Origin of the sequence: Kitasatospora sp. NPDC057512 (genome assembly GCF_042802135.1) — a bacterium.
In the GTDB taxonomy this organism is placed as follows: domain Bacteria; phylum Actinomycetota; class Actinomycetes; order Streptomycetales; family Streptomycetaceae; genus Kitasatospora.
Genome location: NZ_JBHVET010000110.1, coordinates 1 through 15,781 on the forward strand (window position 1 = coordinate 1; position 15,781 = coordinate 15,781).

17 protein-coding genes are annotated in these 15,781 nt (G+C 72.6%); 4 read left to right on the forward strand and 13 right to left on the reverse strand.

All coding sequences use genetic code 11. The features are described from left to right. The 5 genes from ACFU6K_RS10505 to ACFU6K_RS10525 all read right to left on the reverse strand — a co-directional run. On the reverse strand, positions 1–439 hold a 439-nt coding region (locus ACFU6K_RS10505; RefSeq protein ID WP_380662166.1), incomplete at its 3' end, for an ATP-binding cassette domain-containing protein. Beyond that, positions 439–1,437 (reverse strand): ABC transporter ATP-binding protein, encoded by a 999-nt coding sequence (locus tag ACFU6K_RS10510; protein WP_049651589.1) that lies wholly within the window; start codon positions 1,435–1,437, stop codon positions 439–441. The genes ACFU6K_RS10510 and ACFU6K_RS10505, both read right to left, overlap by 1 nt. Beyond that, positions 1,437–2,423 carry an ABC transporter permease gene (locus tag ACFU6K_RS10515; protein ID WP_380662167.1) on the reverse strand — a complete coding sequence of 329 codons (987 nt, stop codon included), beginning with the start codon at positions 2,421–2,423 and terminating at the stop codon, positions 1,437–1,439. Before ACFU6K_RS10515 ends, ACFU6K_RS10510 begins: the two co-directional genes overlap by 1 nt. Continuing rightward, on the reverse strand, positions 2,420–3,382 hold the full coding sequence (locus tag ACFU6K_RS10520; protein WP_380662168.1) for an ABC transporter permease: 963 nt from the start codon (positions 3,380–3,382) through the stop codon (positions 2,420–2,422). Before ACFU6K_RS10520 ends, ACFU6K_RS10515 begins: the two co-directional genes overlap by 4 nt. A 13-nt stretch (positions 3,383–3,395) precedes the next feature. After that, positions 3,396–5,144, reverse strand: coding sequence for an ABC transporter substrate-binding protein (locus ACFU6K_RS10525; RefSeq protein ID WP_380662169.1), 1,749 nt, complete (start codon positions 5,142–5,144; stop codon positions 3,396–3,398). A gap of 162 nt (positions 5,145–5,306) precedes the next feature. Here ACFU6K_RS10525 and ACFU6K_RS10530 point away from each other — a divergent pair, with 162 nt between their 5' ends. Next, the gene (locus tag ACFU6K_RS10530) at positions 5,307–6,758 is read left to right on the forward strand and encodes an aminopeptidase P family protein (RefSeq protein WP_380662170.1); all 1,452 of its coding nucleotides are present in this window, start codon (positions 5,307–5,309) and stop codon (positions 6,756–6,758) included. 15 nt (positions 6,759–6,773) lie between these two features. Here the strand turns inward: ACFU6K_RS10530 and ACFU6K_RS10535 are convergent, their stop codons facing one another. The 5 genes from ACFU6K_RS10535 to ACFU6K_RS10555 all read right to left on the reverse strand — a co-directional run bounded on the left by ACFU6K_RS10535 (position 6,774) and on the right by ACFU6K_RS10555 (position 10,471). Continuing rightward, entirely contained in the window at positions 6,774–7,103 is a 330-nt protein-coding gene (locus tag ACFU6K_RS10535) for a helix-turn-helix domain-containing protein (RefSeq protein WP_380662180.1), read from the reverse strand. A gap of 2 nt (positions 7,104–7,105) precedes the next feature. Further along, positions 7,106–7,471, reverse strand: coding sequence for a type II toxin-antitoxin system RelE/ParE family toxin (locus tag ACFU6K_RS10540; RefSeq protein ID WP_380662171.1), 366 nt, complete (start codon positions 7,469–7,471; stop codon positions 7,106–7,108). A gap of 100 nt (positions 7,472–7,571) precedes the next feature. Then, on the reverse strand, positions 7,572–8,594 hold the full coding sequence (locus tag ACFU6K_RS10545) for a nitronate monooxygenase (RefSeq protein ID WP_380662172.1): 1,023 nt from the start codon (positions 8,592–8,594) through the stop codon (positions 7,572–7,574). Between the two features lie 48 nt (positions 8,595–8,642). Continuing rightward, a complete protein-coding gene (locus ACFU6K_RS10550) occupies positions 8,643–9,269 on the reverse strand; it encodes a response regulator transcription factor (protein WP_380662173.1) in 627 nt (208 codons plus the stop codon). Then, positions 9,266–10,471, reverse strand: coding sequence for a sensor histidine kinase (locus ACFU6K_RS10555; RefSeq protein WP_380662174.1), 1,206 nt, complete (start codon positions 10,469–10,471; stop codon positions 9,266–9,268). Before ACFU6K_RS10555 ends, ACFU6K_RS10550 begins: the two co-directional genes overlap by 4 nt. A 165-nt stretch (positions 10,472–10,636) precedes the next feature. Between ACFU6K_RS10555 and ACFU6K_RS10560 the strand changes: the two genes are divergently transcribed. Together ACFU6K_RS10560 and ACFU6K_RS10565 are read left to right on the forward strand one after the other, a co-directional pair. Continuing rightward, on the forward strand, positions 10,637–11,713 hold the full coding sequence (locus ACFU6K_RS10560; protein ID WP_380662175.1) for an ABC transporter permease: 1,077 nt from the start codon (positions 10,637–10,639) through the stop codon (positions 11,711–11,713). Then, positions 11,710–12,393: an ABC transporter ATP-binding protein gene (locus ACFU6K_RS10565; protein WP_380662176.1), complete on the forward strand. Its 684-nt coding sequence runs from the start codon at positions 11,710–11,712 to the stop codon at positions 12,391–12,393. The genes ACFU6K_RS10560 and ACFU6K_RS10565 overlap by 4 nt, the downstream gene beginning before the upstream one ends. A 1-nt stretch (position 12,394) precedes the next feature. On the opposite strand, the gene ACFU6K_RS10570 is transcribed toward ACFU6K_RS10565, so the two are convergent. The 3 genes from ACFU6K_RS10570 to ACFU6K_RS10580 all read right to left on the reverse strand — a co-directional run bounded on the left by ACFU6K_RS10570 (position 12,395) and on the right by ACFU6K_RS10580 (position 14,937). Continuing rightward, positions 12,395–12,991: a Uma2 family endonuclease gene (locus ACFU6K_RS10570; RefSeq protein WP_380662177.1), complete on the reverse strand. Its 597-nt coding sequence runs from the start codon at positions 12,989–12,991 to the stop codon at positions 12,395–12,397. 93 nt (positions 12,992–13,084) lie between these two features. Next, the gene (locus ACFU6K_RS10575) at positions 13,085–13,801 is read right to left on the reverse strand and encodes a GntR family transcriptional regulator (protein WP_380662178.1); all 717 of its coding nucleotides are present in this window, start codon (positions 13,799–13,801) and stop codon (positions 13,085–13,087) included. Between the two features lie 254 nt (positions 13,802–14,055). Continuing rightward, positions 14,056–14,937 (reverse strand): NAD(P)-dependent oxidoreductase, encoded by an 882-nt coding sequence (locus ACFU6K_RS10580; RefSeq protein WP_380662179.1) that lies wholly within the window; start codon positions 14,935–14,937, stop codon positions 14,056–14,058. A gap of 275 nt (positions 14,938–15,212) precedes the next feature. On the opposite strand from ACFU6K_RS10580, the gene ACFU6K_RS10585 reads away from it, so the two are divergent. After that, complete coding sequence (locus tag ACFU6K_RS10585) at positions 15,213–15,770, forward strand: TetR/AcrR family transcriptional regulator (protein WP_380662181.1); 558 nt, start codon at positions 15,213–15,215, stop codon at positions 15,768–15,770. The last annotated feature ends 11 nt before the right edge of the window (positions 15,771–15,781 follow it).

Here is a 15,781-nt window from a genome sequence, read left to right on the forward strand (position 1 = left end):
CCATCAGCTCGGCGGCCCGCTTGCGCGCGGCCGCCGCGCTCTCGCCCTGGACGAGCAGCGGCTCGGAGATGATCCGGGCCACCGTCTGCCGGGGGTTGAGCGAGGAGTACGGGTCCTGGAAGACCATCTGGAGGTCGCGCCGGTGCGGGCGCAGCCGGGCCTGGGAGAGCCCGCCGATCTCGGTGCCGTCGAAGGTGACGGTGCCCGAGGTCGGGTCGAGCAGCCGGACGATCATCCGCCCGGTGGTGGACTTGCCGCAGCCGGACTCGCCGACCAGGCCGAGCGTCTCGCCCGCCCCGACGTCGAAGCTCACCCCGTCCACCGCCCGGACCGGCGCACCGGGGCGCCCGGAACGGCTCCGCCGGCCGGGGAAGGTCTTCACCAGGTCCCGTACGGACAGCAGCGGTCCGGCCGTGCCCTTCGTCGACGGTGTGGTCATCACAGCACCCCTTCCGGCACCAGCGGCAGGTGGCAGGCGGCCTGGTGGCCGGGGGCGAGCCGGTCGAGCACGGGGCGCTCGGCCAGGCAGCGGGAGTGCTCCTCGGCGGACGCCGCGGTGGTGCGGGCGCAGCGCGGGGCGAAGGAGCAGCCGGGGGCGGGGGCGATCAGCGACGGCGGGCTGCCGGGGATGGCCCGCAGCGGGGCGTCGTCGGTGTCGTCCAGGCGCGGCAGCGAGTCCAGCAGGCCGCGCGTGTACGGGTGCGCGGGCTGCGCGAACAGCCGGTCCACCGGGGCCTGTTCGGCGGCCCGGCCGCCGTACATGACCAGCACCTCGTGGGCGACCCGGGCGACCACGCCGAGGTCGTGGGTGATCATCACGACGCCGAGGCCGCGCTCCTGCTGGATCCGGGCGATCAGGTCGAGGATCTGCGCCTGGACGGTGACGTCGAGCGCCGTGGTGGGCTCGTCGGCGATCAGCAGCTCGGGCTCGCAGGCGAGCGCCATGGCGATCATGACGCGCTGGCGCATGCCGCCGGAGAACTGGTGCGGGTACTCGTCGACCCGGCGGGCCGGCTCCGGGATGCCGACCTCGGCCAGCATCTCCACCGCCTTGGCCCGCCCGGCCTTGCGGTTGGCCTTGAAGTGCACCCGGTAGTGCTCGGCGATCTGCTCCCCGACGGTGTAGAAGGGGTGCAGGCTGGACAGCGGGTCCTGGAAGATCATCGCGATCCGGCGGCCCCGGACGGTGCCCAGCTCCCGCTCCCCGAGCCCGTTCAGCTCCTGCCCGTTCAGCCGGATCGAGCCGGTGACGGCGGCGCCGCGGTGCAGGCCCATGACGGCGAGCGAGGTGACGGACTTCCCGCTGCCCGACTCGCCGACCAGCCCGAGGGTGCGACCGGCCTCGACGGCGAAGGAGATCCCGTCCACCGCGCGGACGGTGCCGCGCGGGGTGTCGAAGGCGACCTTGAGGTCCTCGACCTCCAACAGCCTGGTCATCAGTACCTCACTCTCGGGTCGACGAACGCGTAGAGCAGGTCGACCAGCAGGTTCGCCGCGACGATGAAGAAGGCCGCGAGCAGGGTGACGCCGAGGATCACGGGCTGGTCGGAACGGGCCAGCCCGTCGTAGAACAGCCGGCCGACGCCGGGCAGGCCGAAGATCGACTCGGTGATGACCGCACCGGCCAGCAGGCCGCCGAGGTCCATGCCGAAGATGGTCAGGATCGGCGTCATCCCGGAGCGCAGCCCGTGCTTGACGGTGACCGTCCGCGGTGGCAGGCCCTTGGCCCGGGCGGTGCGGATGTACGGCTCGGCCATCGCCTCGATCATCGAGTTGCGGCTCTGCCGGGCGTACATGGCCGCGTACAGCAGGGCCAGCGCGATCCACGGCAGCAGCAGGTTGGAGCCCCAGGCGAAGGGGTCCTCGGTGAACGTGTGGTACGAGGGGTAGGGCAGCACGCCGGCCGTCCTGACCAGGCCCCAGATCAGCATGATCGAGGTGAAGTAGACCGGCAGCGAGGCGGTGCCGACGGACAGCACCATCAGGGTCTTGTCGATCGGCCTGCCCTTGCGCAGCGCCGAGGTGACGCCCGCGCCGAGGCCGAGGACCAGCCAGAGCACGGCCGCGCCGAGGGCCAGCGAGACGGAGACCGGCAGCCGGTCGGTGAGCAGGTCCCAGACCGGCAGCCCGTACTCGTAGGAGTAGCCGAGGCAGGGGAAGCCGCAGTGCACCGCGCTGGGGCCGGAGCCGTAGTCGCGGCCTGCGAAGATGCCGCCGAGGTAGGCGAGGAACTGGTCCCAGACCGGCTTGTCCAGGCCCATCGCCGCCTTGACGTCGGCGAGCCGCTCGGGGCTGCAGGTCTTGCCGCAGGCGGCCGCGGCCGGGTCGTTGGGCAGCAGGTAGAAGATGGTGAAGGTGATGGCGCAGATGGCGAGCAGGATGCCCGCCACGCCGAGCAGCCGGCGGCCGAGGTAGAGGATCACGACCGGCCTCCCCGGGGGTCGAGGATGTCGCGCAGCGCGTCCCCGAGCAGGGTGAAGGCGAGCACGGCGACGAACAGGAAGGCGGTCGGGATCAGGAAGTAGGTCGGGTCGGTCTCGTAGTGCACGATGCTCTCGGCGATCATCTGGCCCCAGGAGGCGGTCGGCGGGCGGACGCCCACGCCGAGGTAGCTGAGCGCGGCCTCGGTGGCGATCATGCCGGGGACGAGCAGGGTGGTGTAGGCGATGATCGGGCCGGAGACGTTGGGCAGGATCTCGCGGGTGAGGATGCGCCAGGAGCGCGCCCCGCCGACCTTGGCGGCCTCGACGTACTCGCGGTGCTTGAGCGAGAGGGTCTGGCCGCGCACCACCCGGGCGATGCCGGGCCAGGTGAACAGTCCGATCACCAGGGTGATCAGCAGGATCCGGTTGACGTCCTTGGCCACCGACATCATCGCGATCATGAAGATCAGCGAGGGGAAGGACATCGTGAGGTCCATCAGCCGGGACAGCAGGGTGTCGACGCGCCCGCCGAAGTAGCCCGCCGCGATGCCGGCCAGGGTGCCGGCGACCACGACCACGGCGGTCGCGGTGAACGCGATCAGCAGGGACACCTGGCCGCCGTGCAGCACCCGGGCGAACAGGTCGCGGCCGCTGCCCGGCTCGACGCCCAGCCAGTGCCGGGCGCTGATGCCGCCGAAGTCGCCCCGGGGCACGCCGCCCAGGTAGGGGTCGACGGCGCGCTTGTCGAACTCCTCGGGGGTCCAGCCGCCGAGCGCGCTGAGCGGCCCGGCCAGCGCCGTGACCAGGACCAGCACGCCGACGGTGATCAGCCCGAACCGGGCCGAGCCCTTGGCCCACAGCTGGTCCCAGACCAGCCGCCAGGGCCCGCGCCCGGCGCTCTTCTTGGCGCCCCCCGCCGTGGCGTCGGCCACGGCGGCGGGCTCAGTGGTGGTACTCATCGCTGCCGGCCCCTCACTTGCCCTTGGCGGGGTCCTTGAGGCCGATGGCGCCCAGGTCGAGCATCCCGGCGTAGCCCTGGTTGCCGAAGGCGCCGGCCACGTTGGTGCCGACCAGCAGGGGGCGGCGCTGCCAGATCAGCGGGACGGCCGGGGCCTTCTTCGCCAGGTCCTGGTCCAGCTGCTGCCAGGCCTTGTTGGCCTCGTTGACGTCCGTCATGGCCGCGATCTGGTCCATCCGGTCCATCGTGGCCTGGTCCTTGAACTGGCTCAGGTTGCCCTGGTTGCCCTTCTCCTTGATGGTGCGGCCGTCGAACTGGAACGGCAGGAAGGTCGCACCGGAGGGGTAGTCGGGACACCAGCCGCTGATGGTCAGGTCCGGGGCGTTCTTGATGTCGCCGACGGTGTCCTGGAAGGCGGACGGGTCGGTGGTGTTGATGGTGACCTGGACGCCGGCCTTGGACAGCGACTGCTGGATCGCCTCGGCCCGGCTCTTGTCGCCGAGCGAGACGGTGAGCGAGACCTTGAGGTCGCTCTTGCCCGCCTCCTGGAGCAGCTTCTTGGCCTTCTCCGGGTCACCGGCCGCCGGGACCTTCAGCGGGTCGGACTTGACGCCGCCGGTCAGCGAGGGCGGCAGGTAGGAGGTCGCCACGTCGGCCATCGCCGGGCCGCCGAAGGCCGTCACCTGCCCCTCGCGGTCGACCGCCCACATCATCGCCTCGCGCACCTTCGGGTCGTCGAAGGGGGCCTTGGCGGTGTTCATGTACAGCATGTCGGTGCAGCCGGTGACCTCGGCGGCCATCCGGGCCTTGACGTCCGGCTTGGGCAGCACCTTGGCGACGGTCTCGTGCGCCATCCACGGCATGTTGATGGCGTTGGCGTCGGCGCCGTCGCTGGCGATGATCCGGTCGTCGGCCTGGCCGCCCTTGATGCCCTCGGTGACCACGACCTTGTCCGGGTAGGCCTTGCGGACGGTGTCGGTGGCCGGGTCCCAGTTGGTGTTGCGGACCAGCACCAGCTGCTTGCCGCGGTCGTAGGTCTCGATCTTGTACGGGCCGGAGGAGAACGGCCGGGCGTCGTACTGGGTGCCCTTCTCCTGGGACTGCGGCACCGGGGAGAAGGTCGGCAGCGAGACGGTGGAGGAGAACTCGGCGACCGGGCGCTTCAGGTGGAAGACGACCGTCCTGTCGTCCGGGGTCTCGATGCTCGCCAGGTGCTCGCCGTTCAGCGGGCCCTTGTAGTTCTCGCCGCCGGCCAGGTACTGGATCGCGTAGTCGGGGCCGCCGGTGAGGTCCGGGGAGAAGGACCGCTCGACGTTGTACTTGATGTCGGCGGACTTGATCGGCGTGCCGTCCTCGTACTTGAGGCCGTCCTTGAGGGTGAAGGTCCACACCTTGCCGCCCTCGGAGGACGTGCCGAGGTCGGTGGCGAGGTCCGGGACGATCTCGCTGCCCGCCGCGCCCGGTTCGGCCTTGAAGGTGGTCAGGGTGCGGTAGATCAGCCGGGTGCCGAAGTCCATGTGCGGCACCACCCAGCTGCGGGCCGGGTCGAGGTGGGCGAAGTCCTGGTTGGTCAGGACGGTGAGGGTGCCGCCCTTGGCAGGGGTGCCGCCGATGACCGAGCCGGACGCGGCGCCCGGGCCCTTGCCGTCGGAGGGGGCGGCGTCGCTGCCGCCGTCACTCTTGTCGTTGGAGCAGGCCCCGAGGCCGAGGGTGAGGGTCGCCGCGAGGGCCGCCGCGAGGGCGGCGTGGGTGCGCCTGGTCATGTTGCAACTCCGCTGTGGGGGGCCCGATCCGCCTGATCTGGCCGCTGCGCTGTGTGACCCGTAACATAGTAATGTGAAATTGCACTGCACAAGAGGTGACGGCCCCCGTTACCGAGCTGTGTCCGTGCCAGCATCTCCCCCGCCCCGCCAAGGAGTTCACCGGTGACCCTTCCCCCGACCGGCCTCAACACCGGGAGCCACGACCTCCCGGTCTCCCCCGCCCTCGCCTCCTTCATGGCCACCAGCTGGGCCGCCACCCCGCTCCCCGCCGACCGGCGGGTCCCCGGCCACGACCGCTTCCCCGGCCGCCGCGCCCGGCTCTCCGCCGCCTTCCCCGGCGAACGGCTGATCGTCCCGGCCGGCCGGCTCAAGGTCCGCTGCAACGACCTCGACTACCGCTTCCGCCCGCACAGCGCGTACGTCTGGCTCACCGGCCTCACCGGCGAGGACCAGGCCGACCACGTCCTGGTGCTCGAACCGGCCGGCCCCGAAGGCCACGAGCCCGTCCTCTACCTGCGCCCGCGCTCACCGCGCGACGGCGGCGAGTTCTACCGCGACCGCCGCTACGGCGAGTTCTGGGTCGGCTCCCGGCCCGACCTCGCCGAGGCCGCCCGGCTCACCGGCGTACGCACCGAACACCTCGACGACCTCGGCAAGCTGCTCACCGGCCCCCAGCCCCCCACCCGGGTCCTGGCCGGCACCGACTCGCTCGTCGACGAGGCCACCGGGCGGCCCGCCGACGGCCAGCGGGACGGCGAACTGGCCGCCGTCCTCTCCGAGTTGCGCCTGGTCAAGGACGAATGGGAGATCGGGCAGCTGCAACTGGCCGTCGACCACACCACCACCGGCTTCGAGGACGTCGTCCGCGCCCTGCCCACCGCACTGCGCCACCACCGCGGCGAACGCTGGATCGAGGGCGTCTTCGACCTGCGCGCCCGCGCCGAGGGCAACGGCACCTCCTACACCACCATCGCCGCCTCCGGCGCCCACGCCTGCGTCCTGCACTGGATCCGCAACGACGGCGCCCTCGACCCGAACTCCCTCCTCCTGCTGGACGCCGGCGTCGAGACCGACACCCTCTACGCCGCCGACATCACCCGCACCCTGCCGCTCAGCGGCACCTTCACCCCGGTCCAGCGCCAGGCCTACGACCTCGTCCTCGCCGCCCAGAGCGCCGGCATCGCCACCCTCCGCCCGGGCGCGCGGTTCCGCGACTTCCACCGCGCCGCCATGCGGGTCATCGCCGAGGGCCTCGCCGACTGGGGCGTCCTGCCCGTCTCCGCCGAAGAGGCCCTCGCCGAGGACAACGGCCTCTACCGCCGCTACACCCTCTGCGGCAGCGGCCACATGCTCGGCCTCGACTACCACGACTGCGCCAAGTCCCGCGCCGACCGCTACCTCGACGCCACCCTGGAGGAGGGCATGGTCCTCACCGTCGAACCCGGCCTCTACCTCCAGCCCGACGACGAAACCCTCCCCGCCGAACTCCGCGGCCTCGGCATCCGCATCGAGGACGACCTGGTCATCACCCCCGACGGCGCCCACCTGATGTCCGGCGCCCTCCCCAGGACCGCCCCCGACATCGAGTCCTGGATGGCGACCCTGCTGTCCTGAGGCGGCGGCGGACGGTCAAGCCACCTTGATCGTCCGCTCCCCCTGTCGAACGGCGACTTCCACTTCCCCGCCGATCGCGGCGGCATAAGCCCGCAGGTTGTCCAGGCTGTCCACCTGCCCGTGCTCGATCTGTGACACCCGCGCCTGGCTGACCCCCATCAACCCGGCGACCTCCTTCTGGGTGAGCCCTGCCGACTTCCGCAACTCAGCCAGTTCGTGGCCACGAATCCGCGCCAGCATCTCCTGCCGGATTCGTGCCCCCTCGGCCTCCCCCTCCGGCGACGCCAACCACGGGTTGTTCCGCTGGGCCTCTGCCCACACCTCGGTCCAACTACGACCCTTCATGCTCACGCTCCCTTGTCCTTCTCCTCGACGTACTGCTCATAGCGAGCTTCCGCCAGCGGGATGTTGATGTCGTACCACCGGGACCACTCCCCGCTCTTGTCGCCGGCGACCAGGATGATGGCCTCGCGCGCAACATCGAAAACGAAGAGCATCCGGATCTCCGAGCGCCCGGCCGAGCCAGGCCGGAGTTCCTTCAGGTTGTGCAACGTGCTCCCTTGGATCCGGTCCACCAGCGGGCGCCCGAGCAGCGGTCCCCTCCTGGCGAGCAGCTTGATCGCCTCGGCGATCTGGCGCGCAGTGCGCGGATCCTTGACAGCAATGTCCTGGTACCAGTCGTTCACCGGACCAACAAGTGTGATCTCCCACATGGGACCAAATTAAGTTACTCCTTATACGTTACCGCGCGCTTTCCCGCTCAATCCACCCCTGCGAGGGACAACACACCGAGTCCTGCGCGCCCCCGGCCCGCTACCCGCGCGCCGCCCGCCACAGGTCCGCGACGATCCGCTCCGCCGGGCCGGTGCGGGCCAGGTGGTGGGCGGTGCCGGCCCAGAGGTGCATGGCGTCGGTGTCGCCGCGGCGGGCGGCGGCGGCGCGGAGGGGGGCGGTGAGGTGGTGGACCTCAGGGTAGGCGGGCGGGGCGTACGGGCCGTGGCGGTCGATGAAGCCGTTGCGCAGGCCGCGGGCCGGGCGGCCGGTGAAGGCGCGGGTGACGGCCGTCTCCGGGAGTTCGACGAGCGCCGCCCGGTGGGCGGCCGAGGCGCCGGACTCGTCCGAGCGCAGCAGCGCCGTACCCAGCTGCACCGCCACCGCCCCCGCCCGCAGCGCCGCCGCGACGGCCGCGCCGTCGCCGAGCCCGCCCGCGGCGATCAGCGGCAGCGCCGTCACCTCCCGTACGGCGGGCAGCAGTTCGAGCAGCGGCAGCTCCCCGGGCCGGTCCGTCACCCGGTGGGTGCCCCGGTGGCCGCCCGCCTCCGGCCCCTGCACGCACAGCGCGTCCATCCCGAGGGCCTGCGCCGCCCGCGCCTCCTCCGGCGTGGTGACGGTGGCGACCTGGGTCGTGCCGGCCGCCCGCACCGCCGCAGCCTCCTCGGCCGTGGGCAGCCCGAAGGTGTACGAGAGCACCGGCACCGGGTCGGCGAGCAGCACGGCGAGTTTGGCCTCCCAGTCGTCGCGGTCCGGCCCGATCTCCTCCGGCAGGGTCACGCCCCACTGTTCGGCCTCGGGCCGCAGCCGTTCCCGGTACGCCGCGACGGCCGCCGCGTCCCCGGTCATGCCCGGCACGAAGAGGTTCACCCCGTACGGCCGGTCGGTCGACTTCCGTACCGCCGCGATCTGCTCGGCCATCGCCCCGGCGGTCCTGAGGGCGCCGGCCAGGAACCCCAGCCCGCCGGCCCGGTTCACCGCCGCCACCAGCTCGGGCGTCGAGGGCCCGCCCGCCATCGGGGCGGCGATCACCGGTACGGCGAGCTCGTCGAGACGGACGGTCATCGGGCGCTCCTCACACTGCCACGGGCACGGAACACCTCCACCCTACGCTCAGCGGATCAGCCCCCGCCGCCGTGCCTCGCGCACCGCCGCCGTGCGCGAGTCCACGCCCAACTTGGTGTAGATGTGCACCAGATGGGACTTCACCGTGGCCTGGCTCAGGTGCAGCCGCTGGCTGACCTGCTGGTTGGTCAGCCCGTCCGCGACCAGCCCCAGCACCTCGGTCTCCCGGGCGCTGAGCGCCGCCGCCGGCGTCCGCATCCGCTCCAGCAGCCGGTCCGCCACGCTGGGCGCCAGCGCGCTGCGCCCCGCCGCGGCGGCCCGTACGGCCTGGGCCAGCTCCTCCGGCGGCGCGTCCTTCAGCAGGTAGCCGGTGGCGCCCGCTTCCAGGGCGGGCAGGGTGTCCGCGTCGGTGTCGTACGTGGTGACCACCAGCACCCGCGGCGCGCCCGGCCGGGCGGTGATCGCCGCGGTGGCCTGCGCCCCGTTCATCGCCGATCCCGGCCCGAACTGGAGGTCCATCAGCACCACGTCCACGCCCGGCTCCGCCGCCAGCTCGACGGCCCGCTCGGCGGTGGCCGCCTCCGCCACGATCGCGAAGTCCGGTTCGCACTCCAGCACGGCCCGCAGCCCGGCCCGCACCACCGGGTGGTCGTCGGCGATGAGTAGCCGGATCACTGGCCGGCCTCCGGGGTGACCGGCAGCTGCACCGCCACCGTCGTGCCCTGCCCCGGCGCCGACTCCACGGTGAAGCCGCCGCCGAGCGCCCGCGCCCGGGCCCGCATCGACGGCAGCCCGAAGCCGCCGTCCCCGCCGGTGCGGCCGGCGACCGCCGCCGGGTCGAACCCGGCCCCGTCGTCGTACACGTCCAGTGCCACCTCGCCCTCCATGTAGCTGAGTGTCACCTCGGCCCGCGCGGCCCCCGCGTGCCGGACGGTGTTGCCGAGCGCCGACTGCGCGATCCGCAGCAGCGCGACCTCCTCCGCGGCCGGCAGCCGGACCGGGTCGCCGGAGACGTGCAGCTTCACCGGCAGGCCGCTCTGCGCCGTCGTCGTCGCGCACAGCCGCTCCAGCGCGACCGGCAGCGGATCGCCGTCCAGCGCGGGCGGGGTGAGCGCCCGGACGAACCGGCGGGCCTCGTCCAGGTTGTCCTGGGCGGCCTGCCGCGCCTGCTCGACGTACCCGGCGGCGGTCTCGGTGCGCTCCGGCAGGGCCCGCTGGGCGGCCCGCAACAGCAGCTGGATGGAGCTGAGGCCCTGCGCGAGGGTGTCGTGGATCTCCCGGGCGAGCCGCTCCCGCTCGGCCAGCACCCCGGCCGCGTGGTGGGCGGCGGCGGCGTCGGCGCGGGCGGCGGTCAGCTCGTCGATCAACCGGCGGCGCTCCTCGCTCTCCCGGTACAGCGCCTGGTAGCCGAGCACGGTGGCGGTGGCGACGGCCGCGCCGAGCGCGGGCCCGATCGAGGCGGCGAAGCTGAAGCTGTGCTGGTGCCAGGACCACGCGGCGATCGACGCGGCGGCGGTCAGCCCGACGGCGACCAGCCCGCCGCGCCGCCCCAGCAGGTGCAGTTCCAGGAAGTACAGCGGGAAGGCCAGCCAGACGCCGTCCTGGGTGGCGATCAGCACGCCCGCCCAGGTGACGCCGAGCAGCGCCAGCCAGAGCGCGGCCGCCCGCCGGGAGCGGCGCACGGCGGCCAGCTGCGGCCCGACGGTGTAGACGGCGGCCATCGCGGTGGCCGCGGCGGCGACGGCGGCCGGATCGCCGCCCCGGTCGACGAGGACGGCCCGGGCGACGGCGAGCGCGAGCAGGCCCGCCACGAGCAGGTGCAGGCAGACCTGGAGGACGCGGGCGACGGGGGTGGTTCTGGATCGTTCGGTCGCCATCCGTCCAGCCTAAGTTCCGAGCCCGGCACACGGCATCAATCAAAAGGTTGAACTCGGGCTCTTCCCTTTGATGCCCAGGATGCAATCCCCGGCGCGATGCCCCGGACCCCTCCCGTCCAGGACGGTGGAAGGGTCGAAACCACCTGCCCAGAGGAAGGCCCCGTCGTGTTCGTCGCCTGGAGGGACCTGAGGTTCGCCAAGGGGCGGTTCGCCCTGATGGGAACCGTCATCGTGCTGATCACCGTGCTGGTCGGCCTGCTGTCCGGGCTGACCGCCGGGCTCGGCCGGCAGAACATCTCCGCGATCACCGGCCTGCCCGCCGACCACCTGGTCTTCGGCAAGCCGGCCGACGGGCAGAAGCTCTCCTTCACCGACTCCCAGGTCACCCCCGACCAGTGGCAGGCCTGGGCCCGCGAGCCCGGCGTCACCTCCGCCCAGCCGCTCGGCATCACCACCACCAAGGCCGCCGCCGGGCAGCGCACCGCCGCACTCTCCGCCTTCGGCGTCCCGGACGGCTCCGCCCTCGCCCCGCAGGGCAGCCGGATCGCCCCCGGCCAGGCCGTGCTGTCCAGGACCGCCGCCGAGAACCTGGGCGGCCTCACCCCCGGCGCCGACTTCACCCTGGCCGGCCACCCGCTGCGGGTCGCCGCCGTCGAGGGCGACGCCGCGTACAGCCACACCCCGGTGATCTGGACCAGCCTCGGCGACTGGCAGCAGGCCGCCCCCGGCGGCGCCGGCCACGCCACCGTCATCGCGCTCGACACCGCCAAGGGCGCCGACCTGGCCGCCGCCGACGCCCGCCACGGCACCGAGACCCGCACCCGCGACGACGCCCTCGCCGCGATCGGCTCCTACACCTCCGAGAACGGCTCCCTCCAGCTGATGCGCGGCTTCCTGTTCGCCATCTCGGCCCTGGTGATCGGCGCGTTCTTCACGGTCTGGACGATCCAGCGCAGCGGCGACATCGCCGTCCTCAAGGCCCTCGGCGCCTCCACCCGCTACCTGCTGCGCGACGCCCTCGGCCAGGCCGTCCTCCTGCTGCTGCTCGGTACGGCCGTCGGCACCGCGATCGCGTCCGGCTTCGGCGCGCTGATCGGCTCCGCCGTCCCCTTCGTCCTGGACGCCCCGACCGTCCTGCTGCCCGCCGCCGTCATGATCGCCCTCGGCGCGATCGGCGCGGCCCTGTCCATCCGCCGGATCACCTCCGTCGACCCGCTGACCGCCCTCGGGAGCGCCCGATGAGTCTCCACCTCGACCGCATCACCCTCACCTACCCGGACGGCGACGGCCGGCTCACGGCACTCGACGAGGTCTCGCTGACCGTCCCCAAGGGCACGCTCACCGCCGTCGTCGGCCCCTCCGGCTCCGGCAAGTCCAGCCTGCTCGCGGTCGCCGCCACCCTGATCACCCCGGACTCCGGGCAGGTCGTCGTCGACGGCACCGACACCACGGGCCTCAGCCGGGCGGACCTCACCGCGCTGCGCCGCACCAGGATCGGCATCGTCTTCCAGCAGGCCAACCTGCTGCCCTCGCTCACCGCCGTGGAGCAGCTGCAGGTGATGGCCCACCTCGACGGCCGGCCCCCGCGCGGCGCCATCCCCCGTGCCCTGGAACTCCTCGACGCCGTCGGCCTGCGCGACCAGGCCGCCCGCCGCCCGCACCAGCTCTCCGGCGGCCAGCGTCAACGGGTCAACATCGCCCGCGCGCTGATGAACGACCCCACCGTCCTGCTGGTCGACGAACCCACCAGCGCCCTCGACCACGAACGCGGCGCCGCCGTCCTCGACCTGATCACCGACCTCACCCACCGCCGGGCCACCGCCACCGTCCTGGTCACCCACGACCGCACCCACCTGACGGCCGTCGACCAGATCGCCGAGGTCCACGACGGAAGGCTGACCCTCCCGGCGGCGGCGGTCTGACCTACTTCTTGGCCGTCAGCACGTCGTCCACCGAGAGCGTCACCGACGCACCGATCGACTCCGGCAGGGCGAAGGACTGCCCGGGGTGGTGGACGGCGTGCACCCGGTATTCGCCGTCCCGCGGATCGGTGAGCACCATGACTCGCTGATTCGCGCGATCCACGATCACGTAGACGGGCACGCCCGCAGACGCGTAGACGAAAGGCTTCCTCTTCAGGTCGTCGCTGTGGTTGGACGAGGTGACTTCCAGAACGAGCCGGAAGACGGCCGGGTCGTAGCAGTTGTACTCGATCAGGTGATCGTCGATATCGGCGTCGACAACCGCCAGATCGGGAATCGCATAGTCCGACGGTCCATCCGGCAGCCAGATCCCGACGCCCTGAAGGACTTCGGTCCCGCCTCCATCGAGGCCAGCCTGGAACAACACGCGCATCAGGCGGCTCAGCGACTTGCTGTGCGAAGCGTTCGGCGGCGGCGTCACGGTGATCTGGCTCCCGACGATCTCGACCCGGTGCCCGGTGAACTGGTTGGAGATCAGCTCAGCGGCTTCGAGCAGCGTCGGCTGCTCCATGGGCTCTTCCACTGCTGCGGCGGACATGGAATTCCTCCTGGCTGCCGATGTCGAGACCATCATCGTAGAACCCGCGCACCTCTCAGCGCCTCAGCCCCACTCTTCACCCGAACGAGCGGTTTAGCCCCGGCCGGACCGCAGGCGCAGGGCCGAGGGCTCCGGCTCGGCGGGCTTCTCCTCGCCGGCCCAGAGGGAGCGGACGTGGCTGAGGTGGCGGGTCATGCAGGCCTCGGCCCCGGCCGCGTCGCCGGCGAGCAGCAGGTCGAGCAGCTCCAGGTGCTCCTCCGCCGAGGAGACCAGCTCGCCGCGCTCGTCGAGCCGGTTGAGGCCGTAGAGCCGCGAGCGCTTGCGCAGGTCGCCGACGACCTCGACCAGCCGCGTGTTGCCGGCCAGGCCCAGCAGGTCGAGGTGGAACTGGCGGTCGGCCTCCAGGTAGCCGATCAGGTCGTGCTTGCGGGCCGCCGCGACGATCGCCTCGGCCTGCGGGCGCAGCCGCTCCAACTGCTCCTTGGTGGCGGTGCGCGCCACCCGGCCGACGGTCGGGACCTCGATCAGGGCGCGGATCTCGGTGAAGTCGTCGAGGTCGCGGTCGGTCAGCTCGGTGACCCGGAAGCCCTTGTTGCGGACGGCTTCGACCAGGCCCTCGCGGGCGAGGTCGAGCATGGCCTCGCGGACGGGGGTCGCGGAGACGCCGAAGTCGGCGGCGAGCGCGGGGGCGGAGTAGACGACGCCGGGGCGCAGTTCGCCGGAGATCAGGGCCGCCCGGAGTGCGTGCGCGACCTGGTCGCGAAGCCGCTCCTGTACGGAGATCAGGGTGCGGGACTTGAGGTCGGCCATGGTGTTCCTCCGGGTGGGTGCAGAACACCAGCGTACAATGTCACGTTACGTTGCGTGCGCAACAGCCAGTGATTCGAACACCCGTCAACGGCCCGCCGCACCGACCCCTCCCCGCACCGAACGCCATGGTGACAGCGGCCGTCGGCCGTGACAACGGCCGACGGCACACGATCTTCCGGTTCGCACGGGGAGGTCCGTACGGCGGCCCATACTGAGGTCCGTACGGCGGCCCGTACGGAGGTCCGCACGGAGGGCTACGCCCGACGGAACTGACCCACCAGGGTGCTCAGACTGGCCGCGCCGTTCCCGGCCGCCACGCCCCGCCGGACCGCCTCCGCGAGGACGGCCGGCAGGGCGCCGTCCACCCCGGAGTCCTCCGCGGTGTGCTGGACGTGCTCGATGCTCGCGAGTGCCATCGCCAGCCGGTCGACGTCCCCGCGGTGGTCCCCCGCGGTGATCCGCGGCGCGTAGAACTCGATCATCCGCGGCACCAGCGAGGCGGTGGGCAGGGCGTACGGCATGAACTCCTCGGCCGTGATGCCGTTGGCCTCGGCGACCGCCGTGGCGTGCAGGTAGCCGACCATCGAGGACCAGAAGAGGTCCATCTGGATCTGGTAGTACAGCTGCGCCAGCCCGGGGTCGTCGCCCCGGTAGTCGGCCCCGCTGAGCACCTCCAGGGCGGCCCGGTGCCGCTGGAACAGCTCGACCGGCCCGCTGTAGAAGGTGGACGACTCGGGGCTGCCGATGCCCGACGGCGGCACCTGCACCCCGCCGGTCAGGTGCCCGGCGCCGCGCTCGGCCAGCCAGCGGGCGGCCTCGCGGGCCCGTCCGGGGGTGTCCGAGCTGAGGTTCGCGATCACCTTCCCCTTCAGCGCCGGCTCGACCGACTCCAGGACGGTGAACACGGCGTCGTAGTCGGTGAGGCTGAGCACCACCAGTTCGTTCGCCGCCACCGCCGCCTCCGCACTGGGCGCCGCCTGCGCACCCCGGGCGACCAGCTCGTCGGCCCGCGCGGCCGTGCGGTTCCACACCGTGACGGCGTACCCGGCGTCCAGGAACGCCCCGGCCATGGCCTGCCCCATCGGGCCGAGCCCGATCACCGTCACGGATCGCTTCGACTGCTGCTCCACGGACATACGTGTTCCCCTCCATCGGACGAATCCCTAGAACGAACGCTCTATCCAGAGCGCCGGAGCCGACGCTAGCACAGGACTGGAACGAACGCTCTACTCAGAATCTCGGCTAGGATCACGCCGTGAAGACGCCCGAGAAGACCCCCGCGAAGGCCGACCCGAAGGCCGGCCCGAAGACCGCGGTGAAGGTGACCGCGAAGGCCTCCGCGAAGGTCACGGCGAAGGCCTCGGCGAAGGACGGCGCCCAGGCCGAGGCGAAGCCCGGCACCCGCGAGCGGATCGTCCGGGCCACCTCCCGGCTGCTGCAGCGTCAGGGCTACGAGGGCACCGGGATCAAGCAGATCTCCCGCGAGGCCGAGGCCACCCTCGGTTCCGTCTACCACTTCTTCCCGGGCGGCAAGCAGGAGTTGGCCGCCGAGGCGATCCGGCACGGGGACGAGGAGTTCGCCGTCATGCTGCACGCCGGGCTCGGCTCCTCGCCGGACCTGGGCGAGGCGATCACCTCCTGCACCCGGCTGCTCGCCACCGAACTGCGCGCGTCCGACTGGCAGGACGGCTGCCCGATCACCAGCACCGCCCTGGAGACGATCGGCCGGGTGCCGGTGATCGAGGAGGCGGTGGCCGAGGCCTTCGCCCACTGGCGGGCCGTCGTGACGGAACGGCTGCTCGCCGCCGGCATCGGCGAGCAGGACGCCCGCGAGCTGGCCGGCACCGTGATCAGCACCCTGGAGGGCGCCGAACTCGCCGCCCAGGTCGCCCGCAGCGAGGAGCCGCTGCTGGTCACCGGCAAGCACCTGGCCCGCCTGCTCGCCGCCTACGCCGACGACCGGGCCTGACGCGCGGAACC